Genomic DNA, 21,347 nt, shown 5'->3' with positions numbered 1-21,347 from the left:
AGCAGCGAATATCCCGCCCCGTGGCCGGGCACCAGTGCCGCACAGAACACCAGAACGAGGCCCGCACTCAGTAGACTGCGATGGTCCCTGTAACGCGCACGGAACGTGCCGCAACTCCATACCCAAAGCGAGACCCATTGAGATCGCAACGCCATAGCGCTCATATCCCCTGAATCACAAGCCGATCGCCTTCCAGACGCAACCGTGCCGAGAGCCTGGCGGCGCAACTGGAAGGGAAGTCATGATCGGTGAAGACAATGATGCGCTCAGCGGCCTCTGCAACGAGAATCGAGTACATGGTCTGACGTGAGACGGCATCCACACCCGCGGTCGGCTCATCCAGGATGCAGGCACGCGTTGGCGCCTGCAACGCATACGCGAACCCAAGCCGTTGCAGCATACCCACACTGTACTGCTCGCAGCGGCGGTAGGCGTCCCCCATCAGTCCAACCCGGGCCAGCCAGAACTGCGCACTCTGCTCCGCGTCGTGTCGGCCGATGCCGCGCAACCGCAGGAAATGCACCAGCAGCTCGGAACCCGTCATGTGCCCATAGCAGGGAAAACTCTGGGGCATATAGGATGCCATCGATAGAAACTGGCGTCGTTTGGAAATGGAGTTGATGCCATCAAGTGACACCGCCCCGGACATAGAGCGGCGCAAACCGAACATGCAGTCAAACAGCGTCGATTTGCCTGCACCGTTGGCCCCTTCCAGCAGATAGAGTCCGGCACCCAAGGCCAGGGTACCGGTGCGGACCATGCGACCACCGGCGTCAAACGCCATCTCCTCGAAAATGAGTTCGCCCTTCATCACGCAACTGCCTCGACACCGAACGTCGGCGACAGGCCCCGGGATCGTTCCACGCGGGCAGCACCCGACTCGATGATCACCACTTGATCGGCACATCTGGCCATCGCCTCGGAGTGGGTGACCGCCACGATGGTGACCCGTCCCTTCATCGCTTCCAGCAATGCCAATACACCAGACTCCGACTCGGCATCAAGCGAAGCCGTTGCCTCATCCAGCAACAATACCGACGGGTTGCGCGCCAAGGCCCTGGCAAGCGCGATCCGCTGCTGCTGGCCACGTGACAGGTTCCGTGCGCCTTCCGAAATTTCGTACTCAAGGGTGTTTGCGGGTGCGATGAACTCACTCAGGTGCGCTCGCGCTGCTGCATCCCGCACCTCGTCATCTGTGAGATCCAGCTGCCCGAAGCGTATGTTGTCAGCGATGGTTCCGGCAATGACGCAAGGATGCTGCGGCACGATCACCATCCCGCCGGCACCGGGGCGCGCACCGACAGACACGACCCCCATCGTCGGCTGGGTAACCCCGGCCAGCAACGAAGCCAGCGTGCTCTTGCCCACTCCACTCTTGCCGATGATGGCGGTAAAAGAGCCCGGAGCAACTGAAAACGAGAGGTTCCGCAACACCGGGATCGCACTTCCAGGGAACTGGAAACCGACCCCGACCACGTTGATCGCACCCTCCACCACATCATTTCGGGCGTCTGCACCAATTGCCGGGGCGACGCTTGTGTCCGACAGCAACGGATTGGCTTTGAGGACCGCTGCAGCCCGCCTCAGCTTTCCCGCATTCCCGTTGAGACGACCGGCTGCCGTGATGGCGATGTACATGAAGGCAAGAAGTGAGATCAGACTGGCACTGCTGATTGAGCCTGCAACGACCTTGCGCGCGCCCAGCCAGACAATCACACCCAACGACAGCGTAAACGCCACCTGCGCCACAGGTGTCGCCAACGCCATCAGACGCAGGTTTCGACCAACCGCCCGATTGGCCACCGCCAGCGATGCAGTGAAACGGCCAAGGAAGAAGTCCTGCGCCGCAAAGGCCTGAATGGCAAACAACCCCGAGGACGCCTCGGTGAAAACCGCGGTGTAGCGCGAACGCAACTCCTGAATCTGCAGCCCACCTGCGGTCACCCGCCCATAAAGCGCCCACATGATCCAGGCATTGATGCCCATGCACGCCACGCAGACCAGCGCCATGGTGATGTCAATCACCGCTATCGCACATAGAGCACCTGCAAAAAGCAGGCTGTTCCGCAGTGACACGGTCAGGTTGGTGGATAGCCCTGCCTGGATCACCGACACGTCTGAAATCAGGCGCGACACGCTTCGTTCGTGCGAACTCAGCGAATCAATCGGGCGCCGCATCAGAGCCTCGAAGAAGCGGCGGCGTAGCGAAAAGGCGATCCGTTCAGAAGCCACCATCGAGGTATAGGTGAAGATGGATGCCACTACACCTTGTACTACCAACAGTACACCCAACATGGCGATAGATGGCCAGACCGCATCGATGGAAGCTCCCACATTGGAAGTGTCGATGCGCGCTGCCACGTCGCCGAGAAGCTTTGGTGCCACCAGGATCAGTGCGCTCGCCAACAGAATCAGCAGGATCGACAGGGCGTACAACCGCCATTGTTGGCTGGCCAGTCGCACCAGCGCGAGATGCGCGTTCATGCAGCACCCCGCAGGGGCAGCGGTCGCAGGCCCGCGTCCTGGACGGCGAGTGCGTGCACCGTGAATGGGAGGTGGAACTGGAGATCCAGATCATCCGGGATGACGTTCTTCTTGTTCAGCATGTTCACATGGCCGTAGCTGCCATTGGACCGCCGCTGTAGCCGGATGAACTCAATGCCGATATCCAAATAGTCGGAGCGGCAACCGCAGTGAAGAAGCGCACACAGCAGTGTGCAGGCGGTATCGAATCGATACTTCCGCAGATCAGACAGGGCAATCAATGCCAGGCACTCGGCAAGGTCCGGATCAAGCCGATGCGGTTGGGCCATCAGCTCGTACGCATAGGCAACAAGCTGAGGAGGGGCCCATTGCAGAACCTCAACCGCATCCGGAGACAGGGGTAGCTGCGATGACACCTCGACGCGAGGCGCTGACAGCAGCGACTCGATATACCGCGCGCGCCCCGAGTGCGGCCCGGGCACTCGCGCGAACTGCGCCGCGATTTCGCCGCGCGCGCGCGCAATGCCCGCCCAATGTGACCGCACGGGAAGCGCAGCGGCTACACGCAGGACCATCGCCGGGTCCAGCGCATCCAGGATCGCGCCCTGGTCCGTGCACAGATAGTGATCGAGCGCTGCCAGCGCAGCACTGGAGAGCGCGCCCGCTCCGCCCCCAGCCGCAAGCGCCCTTCGTTCGAGATAGAGAAGCCCCAGCGTAGCCGAGAAGGACGATGCGACAAGCCGCGTATCCCGCGAAACTGCGGACGCGTGCTCGAGCAGATAGCGCACAGTGGCTTCTTCATCCGAAAGAGCGAAATCCTGAACCTGATTCATACCCGTTGCTCCGATTCCATGCACCTGATGCAGGCAATGCTTGCCTGTAGACGAAGACCAAGCTGTGCCATTGCGGCAAACTCTTCATCCTGCGGGCGCGCCTGCTGAAGGGGGACCAGCTCACCGGTCCTTGCCGAATGATTCACGCAGGCCACAACGGCAGCGTACGCTGCCGCGCGCAGTGCTGGCGGCGCGCCCAGCATTCCGGCCAGCGATCGCAACGTAGCCACCCATGCGACAGCCCCTTCCCGCAGGGCCTCGTACAACATCACAGATCCCCACCGCACCGGGAAGCAGCCGGCATCAACCACCCGCTCCTGAACCAACGCGTCGAGCCTGACCAGCGTCAGGATGTCGCCCTCACCGTAGTAGCCGTGCAACAGACGGCTGTCCAGAACAGTGCTGGCCACCGCGCGCTTGCTCCATGGATCAGGTGGCTCGTCCCGCCCCAGTGGCGATGCCAGGTTCGCGTCCAATGACAGCCGCGCCAGCGGGCTCATTTCACAACGCGCAAGACAGCCGTGGAAGATGGCGTCCACGGCACGACGATCCAGCAGGCTGAAATCCGGCCGGGATGCAGCCAGCCGCACCATCGCCGAGAGTGACGATGAATGATCGCGCTTGGCTGATGCGTAGTCATGCAGCCGCCCATTACGCAACAGTGTCAGTACGCGCGCGGCGAACAACTCGCGCAGCCGTACCAGCGCATCTGATCGCCCAGCCAGAATGAGATACTGAGCAACCACGCCGACGCTGGCCAAGACGGATTCACAGTGATGCTCCCCCAGGTCGTCAAGCAGCTCACGCGACTGCAGTTCGCAGAGGTCGACCAGTGACAGGATGCCCATCCTTACTCCCCGCGCAAACCAAGCAGAATGGAGGCCACCAAAGTGGTGTGATAGACCTCAAGGAACTTGGCGCTACCACAGGCGGCGCGCTCGATCGATCGGGTGGAAGACGGAACACACCCGTCCGGCGCCATCCCCGCCAGGATCTTCGCCATTGCCGCAGTACACAGCCGCTGCTCGAAGCCGTTGAGTGAAAGGCGGCAGATTCGAACACAGATCAGAAGCTCACCCAGTACATCATTGTTGTCACCGCGCAGCAGCATGGCGACCAGGACCATCAAGGTCCGCCGCAGACGCCCATCGGCTACGCCTGACGTGAGCGGGTCCAGCTCGATCGCGCCCATGTCGGTAAGGTAGAAAAGCGCATGTGTCAGCGAGTAGATGTCATTGACCGTATAGCTGCATGGGTTCTTTCCCAGACCGAACGCGGTCAGCGCAAAACCTGCATCGAGCGCACCACGATCGCCATCCGACACGACCTTGGACATCATGTAGTGATAGTCCATGTCGCGAAAGGGAATGCGCAGAACGGAATGGAAATATCCGCTGGCGCGCGCGCGCAGGAACTGCGCGCGGAGACCGGGTATCGGCACCGCGTGCAGGTCAAGTAGATCCATGGCCATGGCAACGCAGACCGATGAGGACGGGTCTTCGGCCATCAGCGCCTCCCACTCGAACTCACGCGCCGCCCGCAGCGTACGCTGCTCCAACGCGATGAATTCAGGTGACGCGAGCCCCAGCCGGTGCAGGATCAGAACGAGGTATATCAGTTCACAGAGTGGCTTGGAACGCCACGCCAGCGTGTCCTTGTCCTCGCGGTAGTGGTGCGCGGGAAAGTACGGCTGATAGTTCTCTATGTGCTTCAGATGCCAGTCAAGTGTACGCGCCAGCCGGGTCGGCTCTACCTGCTCTACGATGATGCAGTTCACTTCACATCCCTGTTCAGCGTGTTGCGGATGCCGAGCGGGGGCGGCGCCCCCACTCGGCAGGGGTATTAATCGGGGTCGTGCACGATGAACGTGAAGTTCGAGTTGGTGATGATGGTGACGCTCGGGGTGGCGTCATCGATGTCCTCGATCTCCACGGCGGCCAGCGCATCGGATTCGTAGTTGAAATTGATCATGGTTCTTCCTTGTGATTTGAATGAAGAGACGGAAAGAAGGTCTTGCGACCTTGCCTTCTTACTCCGGGTCCCGGGTGATGAAGATGAGGTTCTCGCCTACGATGACGGCCTGGCTCGGCGCGGCGATGTCGGCTTCCATTGCTTCTGCGTCGGTGAAGGAAATGGCAGTACTGTCTTCCAGGAAATTCATCATTGAATGTATCTCTGTCCATGGTTCAATCCGGAACGGCTCCGGCAGCCAATCGTTGAATCAATGTGCTGATTCAAGCGAATTCTTCGCACCCCAGCCTGCATGCGGCCACGCATTGTCTGCTCCTGCGCTCAATGCGCGCTTGAAGGCGCGACCATCACTACAAACAGCCTTTGGCCAGTGATGGAATTCAGACTGTGCCCAGCTGCTTTTTGAAGCACGGCTTAACGTGTGTCAATACGATTTCAGATCGAGCGCATGGGCATTGGCTGCCCTTCAATAGGCTCAATCCATTGACTATCAGTAGCTTGCGTCAGCATGTGCGTAGTGCGAGACACAGATGGTCAGAGTTGCTCACCCAGCGGACGCCAAGGCGGGCGGGCGGATTGTTTGAACTGATCGCGGATTCTCGTCTCGGTGAGCTGGCTGAGGCACTCTTCCGCCTGCCGTCTTGACTAAGCTGCAGCGGAGCGATATTTCTGTTCACCTCGCTTTTCATGGATGGAAGGTAGGTCATGCATTTTTCAAGGAGGGTGCGGATAGCCCGCCTCAGCGCGGGAATGACGCAGCAGGCGCTGGCGCAGCGACTGTGCGTGACACGAACCGCGATCGCGAACTGGGAAGGCACTGCACGAGGGCGACCTGCAACGGACCGCATACTGCGTCTTGCAGTGGTTACCGGCGTGTCATTCGAATGGCTGGCCACTGGGCGTGGAGCCCCTGGAGTGGTGGAGCCGGACGCAGCGCCTCCGGCCGAGGTCGAGATGATCCACGATCCACTGGAAATGCGCGTTCTGCATGCATTTCGATCGCTGCCTCAGCAGGAGCTGCTGCGAGCTGTCCATTGGATGGAACGTCGGTGCGGCCTGTCGAATGTGGGCACCTGAACAGCGCTCATGGCTGATGGCCGATGTGCGGCGAGTCCCGCACGCACGTGCCCGGCCCGTGCGCTACGCCACGCCCAAGAGAACGCCAAGAAAAAACCCGCCATGCGGCGGGTTCTTTCATGTTACGAATCGCACGATCAATGGCCGCCAGCAGACGCGGCACCGGCACCGGCGCCAAACGGCGGCTTGGCCAGCCACAGGAACGCGATGATCGCCAGGAAGGTCCAACCCAGCAGGTAGAAGATGTCGTTGAACGCCATCTGCGAGGCCTGGTGGTTGATCATGTTGTTGAGCACCGCGGCGCCATGCTGCAGGTCGCCCTGCCCCATCGCGGTCACCTGGTCCTGCATGCCCGGCTGGTAGGCCGAGATGTGTTCGGTCAGGTCGGCGTGGTGCACCTGGGTACGCCGCGCCCACAACCACGTGGTCAACGATGCGGCGAAGCTGCCACCCAAGGTACGCAGGAAGGTGGCCAGGCCAGAGCCCGCCGCGATCTCGCGACCGTCCAGGTCCGACAGCAGGATCTGCAGCACCGGCATGAAGAACAGCGCCACGCCAATACCCATGATCAGCTGCACGCCGGCCACGTGTGCGTAGTCCACCTGCAGGTTGAAGTCCGAGCGCATGAAGCTGGTGAAGGACAGGAACACGAACGCAAACGACGCGATCATCCGCATGTCGAAGCGCGAGGCGTACTTGCCAACGAACGGGGTCATGATCACCGGCAGGATGCCGATCGGCGCCGTGGCCAGGCCCGCCCAGATGGCGGTGTAGCCCATGTCACGCTGCAGCCATTGCGGGATCAGCAGCGACACGCTGAAGAACGCCGCGTAGGCCACCACCATCGCCAGCGTACCGGCGCGGAAGTTGCGGTGACGGAACAGCTTCAGGTCGACGATCGGGTCCTTGTCGGTCAGTTCCCAGATCAGGAACACCGCCAACGCCACCACCGCCACGCAGGCCAGCACTACGATCTTGGTCGACGCGAACCAGTCTTCGTCGTTGCCCAGATCCAGCACCAGCTGCAGCGCGCCCACACCGATCACCAGGGTGACCAGGCCGACGTAGTCCATCTTCGGCTTTTCAATCTGCTCCGGGCGGCCCTTCAACTGGTTGCCCACCACCAGCGCGGCGAAGATGCCCAGCGGCACGTTGATCAGGAAGATCCATTCCCAACTGTAGTTGTCGGTGATCCAGCCGCCCAGGATCGGGCCGCAGATCGGCGCCACCACGGTGATCATCGCCAGCAGGGCAAGCGCCTGCCCACGTTTCTCGCGTGGATAGATCGACACCAGCAGCGACTGGGTGATCGGGTACATCGGGCCGGCCACGAAGCCCTGCAGGGCACGCGATACCACCAGCATGCCCATGCTCTGCGCCAGGCCGCACAGCAGCGAGGTGATGACGAAGGCCAGCGTGGCCCAGATGAACAGCTTGCGCTCACCGAAGCGACGGCTGAGCCAACCGGTCAGCGGCAGCGCGATGGCCGTGCTGACCGCGAACGAGGTGATGACCCAGGTAGCCTGCTGCGAACTGGCGCCCAGGTTACCGGCGATGGTGGGCAGCGAAACGTTGGCGATGGTGGTGTCGAGCACCTGCATGAACGAGGCCATCGCCAGGCCCACGGTGCACAGGGCCACGCTGGGCGGCAGGAATCCGGCGGCCGCACCCGGCGCCGCCGGTGCGCCCGGCGTTCCGGGCGCGGCTGGAGCTTGTGCGGACATGGCCGACCTCAGCTCGCCTTGGCCTGCTGCGGCAGGTTGCCCTGGATGATCGTATGGATCACCTCGTCGGCATCGTGCAACTGCTTGGCATACACATCGGTGTCGAACACGGTGCCCTTGGCGGCAGCGGTCGGCAGCACTTCACCCTTCTGGTCGCGCAGGCTCACTTCGGCCTTCATCGACAGGCCAATGCGCAGCGGGTGTTCGGCCAGCTGCTTGGCATCGATGGCAATGCGCACCGGCACGCGCTGCACGATCTTGATCCAGTTGCCGCTGGCATTCTGCGCCGGCAGCAGTGAGAACGCCGAACCGGTGCCCAGGCCCAGGCTCTGGATGCGGCCGGTGTACTTCACATCACCGGCATACAGGTCCGACTTCAGCTCCACTTCCTGGCCCAGGCGCATGTGGCGCAGCTGGGTTTCCTTGAAGTTCGCTTCCACCCACATCTGCTCGGTCGGCACCACGGCCATCAGGGCATTGCCCGGCTGCACGCGCTGGCCCACCTGCACCGAACGACGGGCAACGTAGCCGGTCACCGGCGCAACGATGCCGGCGCGGGCGTTGTTGAGGAAGGCCTGGCGCAGCTGCGCGGCGGCCGCCTGCACGTCCGGCTGGGTGGCGATCACGGTGTCATCGACCAGCGCGCGGTTGCGCTCGACGGTCTCGCGCGAACCGGCCACGGCCGCTTCGGCGGCGGCCAGCTCGTCGCGGGCGTGGGCCAGTTCTTCGTTGGAAATGGCGCCGGTGGCGGCCAGGTCCTTGCGGCGGGCGAAGTCTTCGCGCACGCGCTTCAGGGTCACCTGGCGGGCGTTCAAGTCCGCCTGGGCACCTTCCACGCTGCGGTACAGGCCACGGGTCTGGCGCACGGTCTTGGCCAGGTTGGCTTCGGCCTGCTGCAGCGCCACCGAGGTGTCGGCCGGATCCAGCTGCACCAGCAGCTGGCCGCGCTCCACGCGCATGCCGTCATCGGCATTGATGGCGACCACGGTGCCGGGCACCAGCGGGGTGATCTGCACCAGGTTGCCCTGCACGTAGGCGTCGTCGGTTTCTTCGAACCAGCGACCGAACATGAAGTACCACAGCGCCAGTGCCGCAAGCAGCAGCACGACGATCACGAACAGGCCGCGCAGCAGGTTGCCGCGGCGGTTGGGGGCGGCGGGTGCCGCAGGAGTCTGGGTCTGGCTCATGGCAGGAATCTTCAGGAATGCGAGGAATCGGAATGGGAGGCGACCGGTGCGCGGTCGGCGTCGCTGGGCTGGAAACCACCACCCAGCGCCTTGCTCAGGCGCACCGAGGTCTGCACCTGCTGCGACTGCAGGCCGGCCAGCTGCTGCTGCGACTGCAGCAGGGTGGACTGCGCGCTCAGCACGTCCAGGTAGCTGCCGATGCCGGCGCGGTAGCGCTGCTGGGCGATATCGAAGGCGGCACGGGCGGTATCCACCGCCTGCTGCTGCGACTGCGCCTGCTGGCCCAGCGAGCGCACCGCGTTGACCTGGTCGGCCACGTCGCGCAGCGCATCCAGCACGGCCTGGTTGTAGTTGGCCACGGCCAGGTCGTACTGCGCATCGGTGTTGGCCAGGTTCGCGCGCAGCTTGCCGCCTTCGAAGATCGGCAGGCTCAGCGCCGGGCCGATGTAAGCGAAGGTGGAACTGCTCTGCAGCAGGTCACCCACGTTCGGCGCCACCACGCCGGCCAGCGCGGTCAGGTTGAAGCTCGGGTAGAACTTGGTCTTGGCCACCTTGATCTGCTTGTCGGCCGCTTCCACGCGCCAGCGCGCGGCGACGATGTCCGGGCGACGGCCCAGCAGCTCGCTGGGCAGCACGCCCGGCAACTGCAGGGCGAGCGGGTTCAGCGGCTGCGGGCGTTCGATCGACAGGCCACGGTCCGGGCCCTTGCCGACCAGCGCGGCCAGTGCGGTGCGGCCGGCGTCGATACGCTGCTGGGCGGCCTGCAGCTGCTGCTGCGCGGCCGGCACGCGGGCCTCGGCCTGGCGCACCTGCAGGTCGCTGTCGATGCCGGCGCGGCGGCGCTGGCGGGTCAGCTCCAGCGACTTCTGCGAACGCGCCAGTTCTTCCTCGGCCACATCGTTGAGCTGCCACGCATAGGCCAGTTCGGCGTAGGCCTGGGCAATGCCGGTGGACAGGTTCAGGCGTGCCGCCTGCGCGTCGACGGTGGCCGCGTGTGCGCCATCCACGGCCGCTTCCCAGGCGGCGCGCTTGCCGCCCCACAGGTCGATGCCGTAGCTGAAATCGAAGGCGACCTGGCCGCTGCCGCCGTAATGGCCGCCCACTTCATCGCCCACCATCGATTCGGGCAGGCGCACACCGGTGTAGCCACCGGACACCGACAGGCTGGGCAGGCGATCAGCACGTGCGGTGCCGACCTGCGACTGGGCCTGGCGCAGGCGCGCGTCGGCCGCGTCCAGACTGGGGTGGCTGGCCAGCCCTTCGGCAATCAGCGCATCCAGCTGCGCGTCACCGAAGGCCTTCCACCAGTCCTGGGCGGGGAAGCCGGCCGCGCTCAGGTCGCTGTCGGCCAGGGTGCGTTCGCTGTGCAGGCTGTCCACGTCCAGGACGTGGCCCTGCGGGGTCAGGCCGCGGCTGCTGGCGCAGGCGGCCAGGGCCAGGGCCAGCGCAGATACCAGCAGCGCACGCCCGGACCGGCGGAGAGTAAGGGACGGGATCGGGTTCATGGGGTCGTCAGGGAATCGCGGATACGGGTCAGGAGGGACAACAACAGCGCGCGTTCGTCAGCGGACAGATCGCGCAGGGCGAAATCCATCACCGCGTCGCCGCGCTTCTGCAGCCGTGCCCACAGGGCGCGGCCTTCATCGGTCAGCACGATCTGCAGCGCCCGGCGGTCCTGCGCATGCGGCTCGCGGCGCACGCAGCCCAGCGCTTCCAGCTTGTCCAGCAGGCGGGTCACCGCGCTGGGCACCTGGTCGATGGCCTGGGCCAGTTCGTTGGCCGTGCACGGGGCCATGCGCGCCAGCAGCTTCAGGCCGATGTAATGGGTGAAGCCGATGCCGAGGTCTTCTTCGGCCATGGACGCATCGAGCTGGCGGACCAGGCCGTCGCGCACCTGGCGCAGCAGCAGGCCAAAGCTGGGGGGGCCGAAGCCGGCCGGGGTCGTGGGAGGACAGATCATGGGAGAGCATTTTCTTCCAAAAAAAATATTTCTCAATGGAAATATTCGATCTGGCATCAAATGCTGTGTTGCAGCAATGGGCTGGATTCGATGAAGGCGCACACCTTAATGGGCCTCTTGGCTGGCCCGGTAGTACAATCCAGCCAATGAATGTCACATTCCAGCCACCCCCGGCGCGCGTGAACGCCGGTGAACCGGGCCCACCCACCCTGCTGCGCGAGGTGGCGCTGGACTGGTTCGAGCGCAACGATGGCCCGCCGATCATCGCCTTCCGCTTCGACAGCCCACAGGGCCTGGCCCGTGAAGTGGACTGGCACCACCATGCGCGGGCGCAGCTGATCTGCGTGGAACGCGGCCTGCTGACCACCCGCACCTCGCACGGCACCTGGTCGCTGGCGCCGGGTTCGGCCGGCTGGATGCCGCCGCTGGAAGCCCACACGGTCAGCCTGGACGGGCCGATGCGCGGCTGGGGCATGGCCCTGGCCGCGCCCCTGTGCAGCGACCTGCCCGCCGACCCCTGCGTGCTGGGCTTGTCACGGCTGGCCCAGGCGGTGGCCGAGCGCATCTGTGAGTGGCCGCTGGAATACGAAGGCAGCGAGGACCGCCGCCACATCATCCAGGTCATGCTGGATGAGATCCGCAACGCGCCCCGCCAGCGCATGCACCTGCCCATGCCGCGTGACCGGCGCTTGCTGAAGATCGCCTCGCAGCTGCTGGCCGAACCGTCCGACGAGCGCAGCCTGGCCGACTGGGCACACTGGGCCGGGCTGTCGCCGCGCAGCCTGACCCGGCACTTCCGCGACGAGACCACCCTCAGCTTCGCCCAGTGGCGGCAGCAGGCGCGGCTGGCCGAGGCCCTGCGCCGGCTGAGCGAGGGCCACAGCGTGGCCGATATCGCCCACGCACTGGGTTTCAGCAGCGCCAGCGCCTTCGTCACCGTGTTCCGCCGCCACTTCGGCCTGCCCCCCGGGCGCTACCTGGCGCGGGTCGGCAATGGCCTGGAATCGACCCTGGACCCCGCGCGCGGCTTGGCATCCCCCGCCGCATCCGGATAATCAGCGTATTGAGAGCGCCGACCGCCGTCTTCGCCTCCCGACATAGGTAACAACGCCGCATGACCGAACTTGCCCGCCCCGTGTTCCACGGTTTCGAACAACTGCCGCTGCGCGAGTACGCCGAACGCGCTTACCTCGACTACTCCATGTACGTGGTCCTGGACCGCGCCCTGCCGTTCATCGGCGACGGCCTGAAGCCGGTGCAGCGCCGCATCATCTATTCGATGAGCGAGCTGGGCCTGAACGCCGCGTCCAAGCCGAAGAAGTCCGCGCGTACCGTCGGTGACGTCATCGGTAAGTACCACCCGCACGGCGACAGCGCCTGCTACGAAGCACTGGTGCTGATGGCCCAGCCGTTCTCGTACCGCTACCCGCTGATCGAAGGCCAGGGCAACTTCGGTTCCAGCGACGACCCGAAGTCGTTCGCGGCCATGCGCTACACCGAATCCAAGCTGACCCCGATCGCCGAAGTGCTGCTGGGCGAGCTGGGCCAGGGCACCACCGACTGGGCGCCGAACTTCGACGGCACGCTGCAGGAACCGACCTGGATGCCGGCGCGGCTGCCGCACCTGCTGTTGAACGGCACCACCGGCATTGCCGTGGGCATGGCCACCGACGTGCCGCCGCACAACCTCAACGAGATCGTCAGCGCCCTGCTGCACCTGCTGGACGATCCCGACGCCAGCGTGCGCGACCTGTGCGAACACGTGAAGGGCCCGGACTATCCGTCCAACGCCGAGATCATCACCGCGGCCAACGACCTGCGCAACATGTACGAAACCGGCAACGGCAGCGTGCGTGCACGTGCGACCTTCACCAAGGAAGCCAACAACATCGTGGTGACCGCGCTGCCGTTCCAGGTGTCGCCGTCGAAGGTGATCGAACAGATCGCCGCGCAGATGCGCGCCAAGAAGCTGCCGTGGCTGGAAGACATCCGCGATGAATCCGACCACGCCAACCCGGTGCGCGTGGTGCTGGTGCCGCGTTCCAACCGCGTGGACGCCGAACAGCTGATGGGCCACCTGTTCGCCACCACCGACATGGAGCGCAGCTACCGCGTAAACCTGAACGTGATCGGCCTGGACGGGCGTCCGCAGGTGAAGAACCTGAAGACCCTGCTGAGCGAGTGGCTGGCATTCCGCAGCAGCACCGTCACCCGCCGCCTGCAGCACCGCCTGCAGAAGGTCGAGCGCCGCCTGCACCTGTTGGAAGGCCTGCTGGTGGCGTTCCTGAACCTGGACGAGGTGATCCACATCATCCGTACCGAGGACGAACCGAAGGCGGCGCTGATCGCGCGCTTCGGGCTGTCCGAAGACCAGGCCGAGTACATCCTGGAAACCAAGCTGAAGCAGCTGGCCCGCCTGGAAGAAATGAAGATCCGCGGCGAGCAGGACGAGCTGGCCAAGGAACGCGAGAAGATCCTCAGCATCCTGGACAGCAAGGCCAAGCTGAAGAAGCTGATCCGCGACGAGCTGCAGGCCGATGCCAAGAAGTTCGGCGACGCGCGCCGTTCGCCGCTGGTGCAGCGCCAGGCCGCGCAGGCCATCGACGAAACCGAGCTGGTGCCCAGCGAGCCGATGACCGTGGTGCTGTCGGAGAAGGGCTGGATCCGAGCCGCCAAGGGCCACGACGTCGATGCGTCCGCCCTGTCCTACCGCGATGGCGACGCCCTGCAGGGCGCCGTGCGCGCACGCAGCACCCAGCAGGTCGCGTTCCTGGACAGCGAAGGCCGCGCCTATTCCACGCCGGTGCATACCCTGCCCTCGGCGCGCGGCAATGGTGAACCGCTCACCGGCCGCTTCTCGCCGGCGCCGGGCACCAGCTTCGTCACCTTGGCCAGCGCCGAACCGGACACCCGCTTCGTGCTGGCGTCCACCCACGGCTACGGCTTCGTCACCCGCTTCGAGAACCTGATCGGCCGCAACAAGGCCGGCAAGGCCATGCTGAACCTGTCGGCCGGCTCGTCGGTACTGACCCCGGCGGTGGTGGCCAACGTGGCCACCGACCGCATCGTGGCGGTCACCAGCTCGGGCAACCTGCTGGCGATCACCGCCAGCGACCTGCCGGAACTGGACAAGGGCAAGGGCAACAAGATCATCGAGATCCCCAAGGCCAAGCTCGCCACCGAACGCGTGGTGGCCGTGGTGGCCATCAGCCCGGGGCAGACCCTGCAGGTGCGCAGTGGCCAGCGCACCATGGGCCTGAAGTTCAACGAACTGGAAGCCTACCTGGGCGCCCGCGCCACCCGCGGCCACCTGCTGCCGCGCGGCTGGCAGAAGGTCGAAGGCCTGTCGGTCGAGTAACGCGCACGGGGTCGGATCCCTTTCCACGGGAAAGGGCTCTGACCCCGGCCCCGGCCACCGCGCCGCTTCGGTAGGTGTCAACCTTGGTTGACACGCCCCGGCGGCCAGCAGACACGAAAAAGCCGGGGCATTCCCCGGCTATTTCGTTTGTCGGCTGGCGGGCGGCGGAGCGGCTGGCTGGCGAAAGCGGGCGCGCGATGCTCCAGTGCTGGCGGGCGACAGAACGTTGTAGAGTCGAGCCATGCTCGACTCGGATCCAACAGCAGCCGAGCATGGCTCGGCTCTACATGAAGCGAAGCAGCCGGGCATGGCCCGGCGCCACCTGCGGATCAATGCGCCGGGGCGCCGCCGCTTTCGATCTTGCTCAGCTGGTACAGCTCCAGGCCGATGCGCTTGATCAGACCCAGCTGCTGTTCCAGCCACCAGGCGTGGTCTTCTTCGGTGTCCTTCAGCTGTGCCAGCAGGATGTCGCGGCTGACGTAATCGCCGTTCTCCTCGCACAGCTTCATGCCGGCCGCCAGGTTGTTGCGCACGGCGTACTCGGTGTCCAGGTCCTTCTGCAGCATCTCTTCCACGGTCTTGCCCGGCTCGCTGGCGTGCGGGCGCATGTCCGGGTCGCCACCCAGGAACAGGATGCGGCGCAGCAGGGCATCGGCGTGCTGGGTTTCCTCTTCCATCTCGTGGTTCAGGCGTTCGTACAGCGCGAACAGGCCCTGGTCCTCGTAGCGGCGGGAATGGATGAAGTACTGGTCGCGGGCAGCAAGTTCGCCGCGCAGCAGTTCCTTCAGGCAGGCGATGACGTCCGGATTGCCTTTCATGGGGGGAGCTCCTGTGAATCGATGGCGCCCATGGTGCCCCATCTGAAATCACGGTGATCTAATCAGAATCAGTCGCAGTTGCGCTCGCGATGCGGCCGGTCACCGGCTGTGGCTAGAATCGGGGTTCACCTGCTCACGGGCCCTGTCCATGCGTCGTTGGCTGCTGCGGTTGTTGTGGTGTGTGCTGGCCCTGGTGGTACTGGCCAGCCTGGCGATCTGGCTGCTGCTGCGCGGCAGCCTGGCCGAGCTGGACGGCGAACGTGCCCTGCCGGGCCTGTCCGCGGCCGTCAGCGTGGAGCGCGACGCGCGGGGCGTGGTCACCATCACCGCGGGCAACCAGACCGACGCCATGCGCGCACTGGGCCGCGTGCACGCGCAGGAGCGTTACTTCGAAATGGACCTGATGCGGCGCAGTGCCGCCGGCGAGCTGTCTGCCCTGTTCGGGCCGGCGGCCATCGAGGCCGACAAGCGCATGCGCGTGCATCGCCTGCGCGCGCGCACCGACGCCCATCTTGCGCAGGCGCTGGGCAGCCAGCCGGCCGTGGTGCAGGCCTACGTGGCCGGCGTGAACGAAGGGCTGGCCGCGCTGCCGGTGCGGCCGTGGGCCTACCTGCTGCTGCGCCAGGCGCCACAGCCCTGGCAGGCAAGCGACAGCGTGCTGGCCGGGCTGGCCATGTATGCCGACCTGCAGGACCCGGCCAACCAGAACGAACTGGCGCTGGCGCGCATCCGCGCGGCGGTGCCGCCGGCGCTGTACGCGCTGCTGGCCCACGACGGCAGCCAGTGGGATGCACCGCTGCTGGGCGAACCGCGCGGCAACGCGGCCCTGCCCGATGCCACCCAGCTGGACCTGCGCACGCTTGCCGCCGTGCCCGCCACCGGCGCGGCGGACGCCGATGCCGTGGGCAGCAACAACTTCGCCGTGGATGGCACGCTGACCCGCGACGGCCGCGCCATCGTGGCCGACGACATGCATCTGGGCCTGCGCGCGCCGGCGCTCTGGTTCCGCGTGCGGCTGCGCTATCCCGATCCCGGTGCACCGGGCGGCCGGGTCGACATCAGCGGCTTCTCGCTGCCGGGCGTGCCGGCGGTGATCGTGGGCAGCAACGGCCACGTGGCCTGGGGCTTCACCAACAGCTACATCGACACCGCCGACTTCCGCCGCGAACCGGCCGATGCGGCCGTGACCGTGCACGAAGAACGCATCGACGTGGCTGGGCAGGCGCCGGTCCGCTTCCCGGTGCGCGAAAGCGCCTGGGGGCCGATCGTGCACACCCATGCAGACGGCAGCGGCGACGCGCTGCGCTGGGTCGCGCAGCTGCCGGGTGCGGTGCGCATGGATTTCGCCGATATGGCCCGCGCTGGCACGCTGCAGCAGGCGCTGCAGGTGGCCGACCACGCCGGCATTCCGGCGCAGAACCTGGTCATTGCCGATCGCAGCGGGCGTATCGCCTGGCGCCTGGTGGGCGCGCGGCCCGACCGCGGCCTGGGCTGCCTGCCACAGGGATTCAACGACAACCTGGACACGCCCGACTGCGCGCCCTGGGGCATCCGCAGCGATGCCGCTCCGGCGCTGATCGACCCGCCTGAGCATCGGCTGTGGACCGCCAACAGCCGGGTAGTGGATGAGCAGCGACTGGCCACCGTCGGCAATGGCGGCTACGACCTGGGCGCACGGGGCCAGCAGATCCGCGACCTGCTGGTCGCGCGCGATCGCTTCGACGAACACGCGCTGCTGGCCATCCAGCTGGATGATCGGGCGGTATTCCTGCAGCGCTGGTGGGCGCTGCTGCAGGAGGTGACCGCCGCCAGCAACGATCCTGCGCTGCAGCGGCTGCATGCGTCCAACGCGCACTGGGATGGCCGCGCATCGGTGGATTCAGTCAGCTATCGCATCACCCGCGGCTTCCGCGGCAAGGTGCTCGATGCCGTGGAAGGCGCCCTGCTGGCACCGGCCAAGGCGCAGCTGGGCGATGACTTCCTGCCGCCACGGCTGGCGCAGCTGGAAGGCGTGGTCTGGCCGATGCTGGAACAGCGCCCGGCGAATCTGCTGCCGCCGGGCGTGGCCAGCTGGGATGACCTGCTGGCCACGGCCGCACGCGAACTGGAGGCCGACCTGTCGCAGCAAGGGCCGCTGCAGGAGCGCACCTGGGGCGAACGCAACACCGCGGCGATCTGCCAGCCGGTGGCGCGCGCCCTGCCCGCCTTCGCTCAGCGCTGGCTGTGCATGCCAGCCGATCCGCTGCCCGGCGACCGTGACATGCCGCGCGTGCAGGGGCCGAACTTCGGCGCATCGCAGCGCATGGTGGTGTCGCCCGGTCACGAAGCCGACGGCATCGTGCACATGCCCGGCGGGCAGAGCGGGCACCCGCTGTCACCGTACTGGGGCGCCGGCCACGAAGACTGGGTACACGGCCGCCCGACCCCGTTCCTGCCGGGCCCCGCGCAGCACACCATGACCCTGGTGCCAGCCAGGTAACCGTAGCGTCGAGCTTGCTCGACTGCTTTGAACGTAGCGTCGAGCTTGCTCGACTGCTTTGAACGTAGAGTCGAGCTTGCTCGACTGCTTTTGTTGTAGAGCCGAGCCATGCTCGGCTGGTTCTGGTTCAGTCGAGCAAGCTCGACTCTACAAGAGCGGAAGTCGAGCATGGCTCGACTCTACAAAAGCTACCGCGCGGTGCGGCGGCGCTCGATCAGGTTCAGCAGTGGCCCGGTCATCGCGGTGGTCACCAGCGCCATGATCACCAGCACCGCGAACAAGCGATCGCCCAGCAGGCCCAGTTCGTAGCCCAGGTTCAGCACGATCAGCTCCATCAAGCCGCGGGTGTTCATCAGCGCGCCCAGGCGCCAGGCCTCGCGGCTGGGCATGCCGGTGCTGCGCGCGGCACTGAAGGTGCCCAGCAGCTTGCCCGCCGTGGCCACCGCAATCACCACCACGCACAGCAGGATGTCCTGGGTCTGCAGCGCATCGGCGCGCATGCGCAGGCCGGTCATGGCGAAGAACAGCGGCAGCAGCAGGGTCACCGCGAACGGTTCCACCCGCGCCATCAGCAGGTGCCGCAGCTGCTCGTTGGACGACACCGCCACGCCGGCGGCGAACGCACCGAACAAGGCATGGATACCCAGCATTTCGGTCACCAGCGCGCTGGCCAGGGCCAGCAGCAGGATGCCCAGCAACCAGCGCCCCTCGCGCCCGGCAACAATCTGCTGGCGCGCGAACCAGGGCTTCACCACGCCCAGCATGATCGCCACGAACAGCACCACGCACACCAGGTTCAGGCTGGCCGTCAGCCAGCCGGTGGCCTGCGCGGCAGCCACGATCAATGCCAGCAGGCACCACGCCGTGGCATCGCCCAGTGCAGCGCAGGCAATGGCGGTCTGCCCCAGCGGGCTGTGGGTGATGCCGCGGTCGGCCAGGATGCGCAGCAGCACCGGGAAAGCGGTGATGCTCATCGACACGCCCACGAACAGCGCGAAGGCGGTGAAGCCCACGCCCTGCGGCCCATGCTGCGGGTACAGCCATACCGCCAGCAGCACACCCAGCACGAACGGCACGGCAATGCCGGCGTGGCTGACGGTGAACGCAAAACGGCGGCGCCCGCGCAGTGCGCCCAGGTCCAGTTCGGCACCGGCCACCAGCAGGAACATCAACACGCCCAACTGGCTGAGCATGCCCAGCGGCCCCAGCGACGCGGCCGGGAACAGCAGGCCATGGACCTGCGGCAGCAGACTGCCCAGCAGCAGCGGCCCCATCATCAGGCCGGCCGCCATTTCACCGATCACCGCCGGTTGCCCCAGGCGCTTGAGCAGCGCGCCGGCCCCCTTGGCCACCAGCAGCAGCACCAGCAGCTGCAGCAGGAACAGCCCCAGCGGCGAGGTCAGGTGATGGGCCCAATCGGCGCCGACCACGGCTTCGGCCTTGGCCGCCGCCACAGGCACGCCCGGGCCGGCATAGCGGGCCAGCAACAGGCCGGCCAGCAGCGGAAGCGCGGCCCAGGCCAGGTAGCGCCACCCCCATTTCATCGGCGGCGCGTGGCCTCCGTTCTGTACGTCCATGAACATTCCCCAATGCGCAGGGGGCCGATGATACTTGCTTGCGCCGGGCATGGCCCGGCGCTACCGGTCATCGCTCAGGCCAGGGCCTGTTCGTGCACGCCGGCGATGGCGCGGCCGGACGGATCGGCGGCCGCGGCGAAGCTGGCATCCCAGGCGATGGCCGCCGGCGACGAACAGGCAATCGACTTGCCGCCCGGCACGGTTTCCGCGGCGGCATGGCTGGGGAAGAACTGCTCGAACAGGTGGCGGTAGTAGTACGCCTCCTTGGTCTGCGGCGGGTTGTGCGGGAAGCGCTTGTCGGCGGCCGCCAGCACGCGGTCGCTCACCTGCGCTTCGGCATGCGCCTTCAGCCCGTCGATCCAGCCGTAACCCACGCCATCGCTGAACTGCTCCTTCTGCCGCCACAGGATGCTGTCGGGCAGGTAGCCATCGAAGGCCTCGCGCAGTACCGCCTTCTCGATGCGGCGGCCACCGAAACCGGCGCCGACCATCTTGTGGGCGGCATCGAAGCGCATCGCCACGTCCAGGAACTGGCGGTCCAGGAATGGCACGCGCGGCTCCACGCCCCAGGCCATCATCGACTTGTTGGCACGCAGGCAGTCGTAGTTGTGCAGGGCATCGAGCTTGCGCACCAGTTCCTGGTGGAATTCGCGCGCATCGGGTGCCTTGTGGAAGTACAGGTAGCCGCCGAAGATCTCGTCGCTGCCTTCGCCGGACAGCACCATCTTCACCCCCATCGCCTTGATCCGCCGTGCCAGCAGGAACATCGGGGTGGATGCGCGGATGGTGGTCACATCGTAGGTTTCGATGTGGCGGATCACTTCCGGCAGTACGTCCAGGCCTTCTTCGAAGGTGTATTCGAAACCGTGGTGCACGGTGCCCAGCGCTTCGGCGGCCACCGCGGCGGCGGCCAGGTCCGGCGATCCCTGCAGGCCGATGGCGAAGGAGTGCAGGCGCGGCCACCAGGCTTCACTCTGGCCGCCATCTTCGATGCGGCGGCGGGCAAACCGTGCGGCCACCGCCGCCACCAGCGACGAATCCAGGCCACCGGACAACAGCACGCCGTAGGGCACATCGCTCATCAGCTGGCGTTCCACCGCCTGTTCGAAGGCCTGGCGCAGCTCGGCCAGGTCGGCCTGGCGCCCTTCCACATCGGCGTAGTCGCGCCACGGCTGCTGGTAATAGCGGACCAGTTCGCCGCTGGCGCTGTCGTAGTAATGGCCCGGCGGGAACTGCGCCACGTCAGCACAGGTGTCCACCAGCGCCTTCATTTCCGAGGCCACGCGCAAGCGGCCCTGGGCATCGTGGCCCCAGTACAGCGGCACCACGCCGATCGGATCGCGGGCGACCAGCACGCGACCGGCATCGCGGTCCCACAGGGCAAAGGCAAAGATGCCGTTGATCTGCTCCAGCCACTGCGCCGGCGCACCGCCCTGGCGGTACAGCGCGTTGATCACCTCGCAGTCCGAACCGGTCTGGAAGTCGTAGGGCTGGGTCAGGCCCGCCTTCAGCGCCTGGTGGTTGTAGATTTCGCCGTTCACCGCCAGCGCCAGCTGCCCTTCCGCCGACAGCAGCGGCTGCGAACCGCCGGCCGGATCGACGATGGCCAGGCGTTCGTGCACCAGCAGTGCGCCTTCGTCCAGGTATACCCCGCTCCAGTCCGGGCCGCGGTGGCGCTGCCGCTGCGACAGTTCCAGCGCGTGGCGGCGCAGGGCGGGAAGATCGTCACCGGCCTGCAGGCCGAAGATGCCGAAGATCGAACACATGGGAGGGCTCCTGTTGTGGGGGATTACACGGGGGGAAGGTGTTCGACCGGCCAACCAGGCCCGGGCAGGCTGCGCCCGGGCACAAAAAAACCCGCATCGACCGATGCGGGTTT

General features: G+C 66.1%; 18 protein-coding genes. 4 read left to right on the top strand and 14 right to left on the bottom strand.

Annotated features, from left to right (window positions below; genetic code table 11):
- Positions 1 to 160: 160 nt before the first annotated feature.
- The 7 genes from C1933_RS06580 to C1933_RS20420 form a co-directional block, all read right to left on the bottom strand.
- Positions 161 to 811 carry an ABC transporter ATP-binding protein gene (locus tag C1933_RS06580; RefSeq protein ID WP_159093946.1) on the bottom strand — a complete coding sequence of 217 codons (651 nt, stop codon included), beginning with the start codon at positions 809 to 811 and terminating at the stop codon, positions 161 to 163.
- On the bottom strand, positions 811 to 2,484 hold the full coding sequence (locus C1933_RS06575) for an ABC transporter ATP-binding protein (protein WP_108752614.1): 1,674 nt from the start codon (positions 2,482 to 2,484) through the stop codon (positions 811 to 813). Before C1933_RS06575 ends, C1933_RS06580 begins: the two co-directional genes overlap by 1 nt.
- Positions 2,481 to 3,317 (bottom strand): hypothetical protein, encoded by an 837-nt coding sequence (locus C1933_RS06570; protein ID WP_108752613.1) that lies wholly within the window; start codon positions 3,315 to 3,317, stop codon positions 2,481 to 2,483. Before C1933_RS06570 ends, C1933_RS06575 begins: the two co-directional genes overlap by 4 nt.
- The gene (locus C1933_RS06565; protein ID WP_108752612.1) at positions 3,314 to 4,165 is read right to left on the bottom strand and encodes a hypothetical protein; all 852 of its coding nucleotides are present in this window, start codon (positions 4,163 to 4,165) and stop codon (positions 3,314 to 3,316) included. Before C1933_RS06565 ends, C1933_RS06570 begins: the two co-directional genes overlap by 4 nt.
- Before the next feature lie 2 nt (positions 4,166 to 4,167).
- Complete coding sequence (locus tag C1933_RS06560; protein ID WP_108752611.1) at positions 4,168 to 5,094, bottom strand: hypothetical protein; 927 nt, start codon at positions 5,092 to 5,094, stop codon at positions 4,168 to 4,170.
- A gap of 65 nt (positions 5,095 to 5,159) precedes the next feature.
- Positions 5,160 to 5,288, bottom strand: coding sequence for a hypothetical protein (locus tag C1933_RS20425; RefSeq protein WP_267895883.1), 129 nt, complete (start codon positions 5,286 to 5,288; stop codon positions 5,160 to 5,162).
- A 58-nt stretch (positions 5,289 to 5,346) separates the two neighbouring features.
- Positions 5,347 to 5,481, bottom strand: coding sequence for a hypothetical protein (locus C1933_RS20420; protein ID WP_267895882.1), 135 nt, complete (start codon positions 5,479 to 5,481; stop codon positions 5,347 to 5,349).
- Between the two features lie 512 nt (positions 5,482 to 5,993).
- Here C1933_RS20420 and C1933_RS06555 point away from each other — a divergent pair.
- On the top strand, positions 5,994 to 6,365 hold the full coding sequence (locus C1933_RS06555) for a helix-turn-helix transcriptional regulator (protein WP_108752610.1): 372 nt from the start codon (positions 5,994 to 5,996) through the stop codon (positions 6,363 to 6,365).
- 137 nt (positions 6,366 to 6,502) lie between these two features.
- On the opposite strand, the gene emrB is transcribed toward C1933_RS06555, so the two are convergent.
- Genes emrB through C1933_RS06535 form a run of 4 tightly spaced genes read right to left on the bottom strand, consistent with a single transcriptional unit; the run spans position 6,503 to position 11,236 of the window.
- Positions 6,503 to 8,089: a multidrug efflux MFS transporter permease subunit EmrB gene (emrB, locus tag C1933_RS06550; RefSeq protein WP_108749087.1), complete on the bottom strand. Its 1,587-nt coding sequence runs from the start codon at positions 8,087 to 8,089 to the stop codon at positions 6,503 to 6,505.
- Between the two features lie 8 nt (positions 8,090 to 8,097).
- The gene (gene emrA, locus C1933_RS06545; protein WP_108749086.1) at positions 8,098 to 9,276 is read right to left on the bottom strand and encodes a multidrug efflux MFS transporter periplasmic adaptor subunit EmrA; all 1,179 of its coding nucleotides are present in this window, start codon (positions 9,274 to 9,276) and stop codon (positions 8,098 to 8,100) included.
- Between the two features lie 11 nt (positions 9,277 to 9,287).
- Positions 9,288 to 10,781, bottom strand: coding sequence for a multidrug efflux transporter outer membrane subunit EmrC (gene emrC, locus C1933_RS06540; protein WP_108752609.1), 1,494 nt, complete (start codon positions 10,779 to 10,781; stop codon positions 9,288 to 9,290).
- Positions 10,778 to 11,236, bottom strand: coding sequence for a MarR family transcriptional regulator (locus C1933_RS06535; protein WP_108752608.1), 459 nt, complete (start codon positions 11,234 to 11,236; stop codon positions 10,778 to 10,780). Before C1933_RS06535 ends, emrC begins: the two co-directional genes overlap by 4 nt.
- Positions 11,237 to 11,382: 146 nt before the next feature.
- Between C1933_RS06535 and C1933_RS06530 the strand changes: the two genes are divergently transcribed.
- Positions 11,383 to 12,291 carry a helix-turn-helix transcriptional regulator gene (locus C1933_RS06530; RefSeq protein WP_108749083.1) on the top strand — a complete coding sequence of 303 codons (909 nt, stop codon included), beginning with the start codon at positions 11,383 to 11,385 and terminating at the stop codon, positions 12,289 to 12,291.
- A gap of 59 nt (positions 12,292 to 12,350) precedes the next feature.
- A complete protein-coding gene (gene parC / locus C1933_RS06525) occupies positions 12,351 to 14,594 on the top strand; it encodes a DNA topoisomerase IV subunit A (RefSeq protein ID WP_108752607.1) in 2,244 nt (747 codons plus the stop codon).
- A 329-nt stretch (positions 14,595 to 14,923) separates the two neighbouring features.
- Here the strand turns inward: parC and bfr are convergent, their stop codons facing one another.
- Positions 14,924 to 15,412, bottom strand: a complete 489-nt coding sequence (gene bfr / locus C1933_RS06520) for a bacterioferritin (protein WP_108749081.1) — start codon at positions 15,410 to 15,412, stop codon at positions 14,924 to 14,926.
- Positions 15,413 to 15,560: 148 nt separating this feature from the next.
- Here bfr and C1933_RS06515 point away from each other — a divergent pair, with 148 nt between their 5' ends.
- Entirely contained in the window at positions 15,561 to 17,891 is a 2,331-nt protein-coding gene (locus C1933_RS06515) for a penicillin acylase family protein (RefSeq protein ID WP_108752606.1), read from the top strand.
- 188 nt (positions 17,892 to 18,079) lie between these two features.
- Here C1933_RS06515 and C1933_RS06510 read toward each other — a convergent pair whose 3' ends face one another.
- Together C1933_RS06510 and asnB are read right to left on the bottom strand one after the other, a co-directional pair.
- Positions 18,080 to 19,474 carry a cation:proton antiporter gene (locus C1933_RS06510; protein ID WP_108752605.1) on the bottom strand — a complete coding sequence of 465 codons (1,395 nt, stop codon included), beginning with the start codon at positions 19,472 to 19,474 and terminating at the stop codon, positions 18,080 to 18,082.
- A gap of 68 nt (positions 19,475 to 19,542) precedes the next feature.
- A complete protein-coding gene (gene asnB, locus C1933_RS06505) occupies positions 19,543 to 21,234 on the bottom strand; it encodes an asparagine synthase B (protein ID WP_108752604.1) in 1,692 nt (563 codons plus the stop codon).
- Positions 21,235 to 21,347 lie beyond the last annotated feature (113 nt).

The sequence above is a fragment of the Stenotrophomonas sp. ZAC14D2_NAIMI4_6 genome (assembly GCF_003086875.1).
Lineage (GTDB): Bacteria > Pseudomonadota > Gammaproteobacteria > Xanthomonadales > Xanthomonadaceae > Stenotrophomonas.
This window is presented reverse-complemented; position numbering and strand designations above follow the sequence as displayed.

Excerpts from the sequence above, each read along its gene's own strand:
- C1933_RS06510 (WP_108752605.1), bottom strand. The coding sequence starts at position 19,474 with ATGTTCATGGACGTACAGAACGGAGGCCACGCGCCGCCGATGAAATGG.
- C1933_RS06570 (WP_108752613.1), bottom strand. The coding sequence starts at position 3,317 with ATGAATCAGGTTCAGGATTTCGCTCTTTCGGATGAAGAAGCCACTGTG.
- asnB (WP_108752604.1), bottom strand. The coding sequence starts at position 21,234 with ATGTGTTCGATCTTCGGCATCTTCGGCCTGCAGGCCGGTGACGATCTT.
- C1933_RS20420 (WP_267895882.1), bottom strand. The coding sequence starts at position 5,481 with ATGATGAATTTCCTGGAAGACAGTACTGCCATTTCCTTCACCGACGCA.
- emrA (WP_108749086.1), bottom strand. The coding sequence starts at position 9,276 with ATGAGCCAGACCCAGACTCCTGCGGCACCCGCCGCCCCCAACCGCCGC.
- C1933_RS06555 (WP_108752610.1), top strand. The coding sequence starts at position 5,994 with ATGCATTTTTCAAGGAGGGTGCGGATAGCCCGCCTCAGCGCGGGAATG.
- C1933_RS06530 (WP_108749083.1), top strand. The coding sequence starts at position 11,383 with ATGAATGTCACATTCCAGCCACCCCCGGCGCGCGTGAACGCCGGTGAA.
- C1933_RS06580 (WP_159093946.1), bottom strand. The coding sequence starts at position 811 with ATGAAGGGCGAACTCATTTTCGAGGAGATGGCGTTTGACGCCGGTGGT.
- emrC (WP_108752609.1), bottom strand. The coding sequence starts at position 10,781 with ATGAACCCGATCCCGTCCCTTACTCTCCGCCGGTCCGGGCGTGCGCTG.
- emrB (WP_108749087.1), bottom strand. The coding sequence starts at position 8,089 with ATGTCCGCACAAGCTCCAGCCGCGCCCGGAACGCCGGGCGCACCGGCG.
- C1933_RS06575 (WP_108752614.1), bottom strand. The coding sequence starts at position 2,484 with ATGAACGCGCATCTCGCGCTGGTGCGACTGGCCAGCCAACAATGGCGG.
- C1933_RS20425 (WP_267895883.1), bottom strand. The coding sequence starts at position 5,288 with ATGATCAATTTCAACTACGAATCCGATGCGCTGGCCGCCGTGGAGATC.
- bfr (WP_108749081.1), bottom strand. The coding sequence starts at position 15,412 with ATGAAAGGCAATCCGGACGTCATCGCCTGCCTGAAGGAACTGCTGCGC.
- C1933_RS06515 (WP_108752606.1), top strand. The coding sequence starts at position 15,561 with ATGCGTCGTTGGCTGCTGCGGTTGTTGTGGTGTGTGCTGGCCCTGGTG.
- parC (WP_108752607.1), top strand. The coding sequence starts at position 12,351 with ATGACCGAACTTGCCCGCCCCGTGTTCCACGGTTTCGAACAACTGCCG.
- C1933_RS06535 (WP_108752608.1), bottom strand. The coding sequence starts at position 11,236 with ATGATCTGTCCTCCCACGACCCCGGCCGGCTTCGGCCCCCCCAGCTTT.
- C1933_RS06565 (WP_108752612.1), bottom strand. The coding sequence starts at position 4,165 with ATGGGCATCCTGTCACTGGTCGACCTCTGCGAACTGCAGTCGCGTGAG.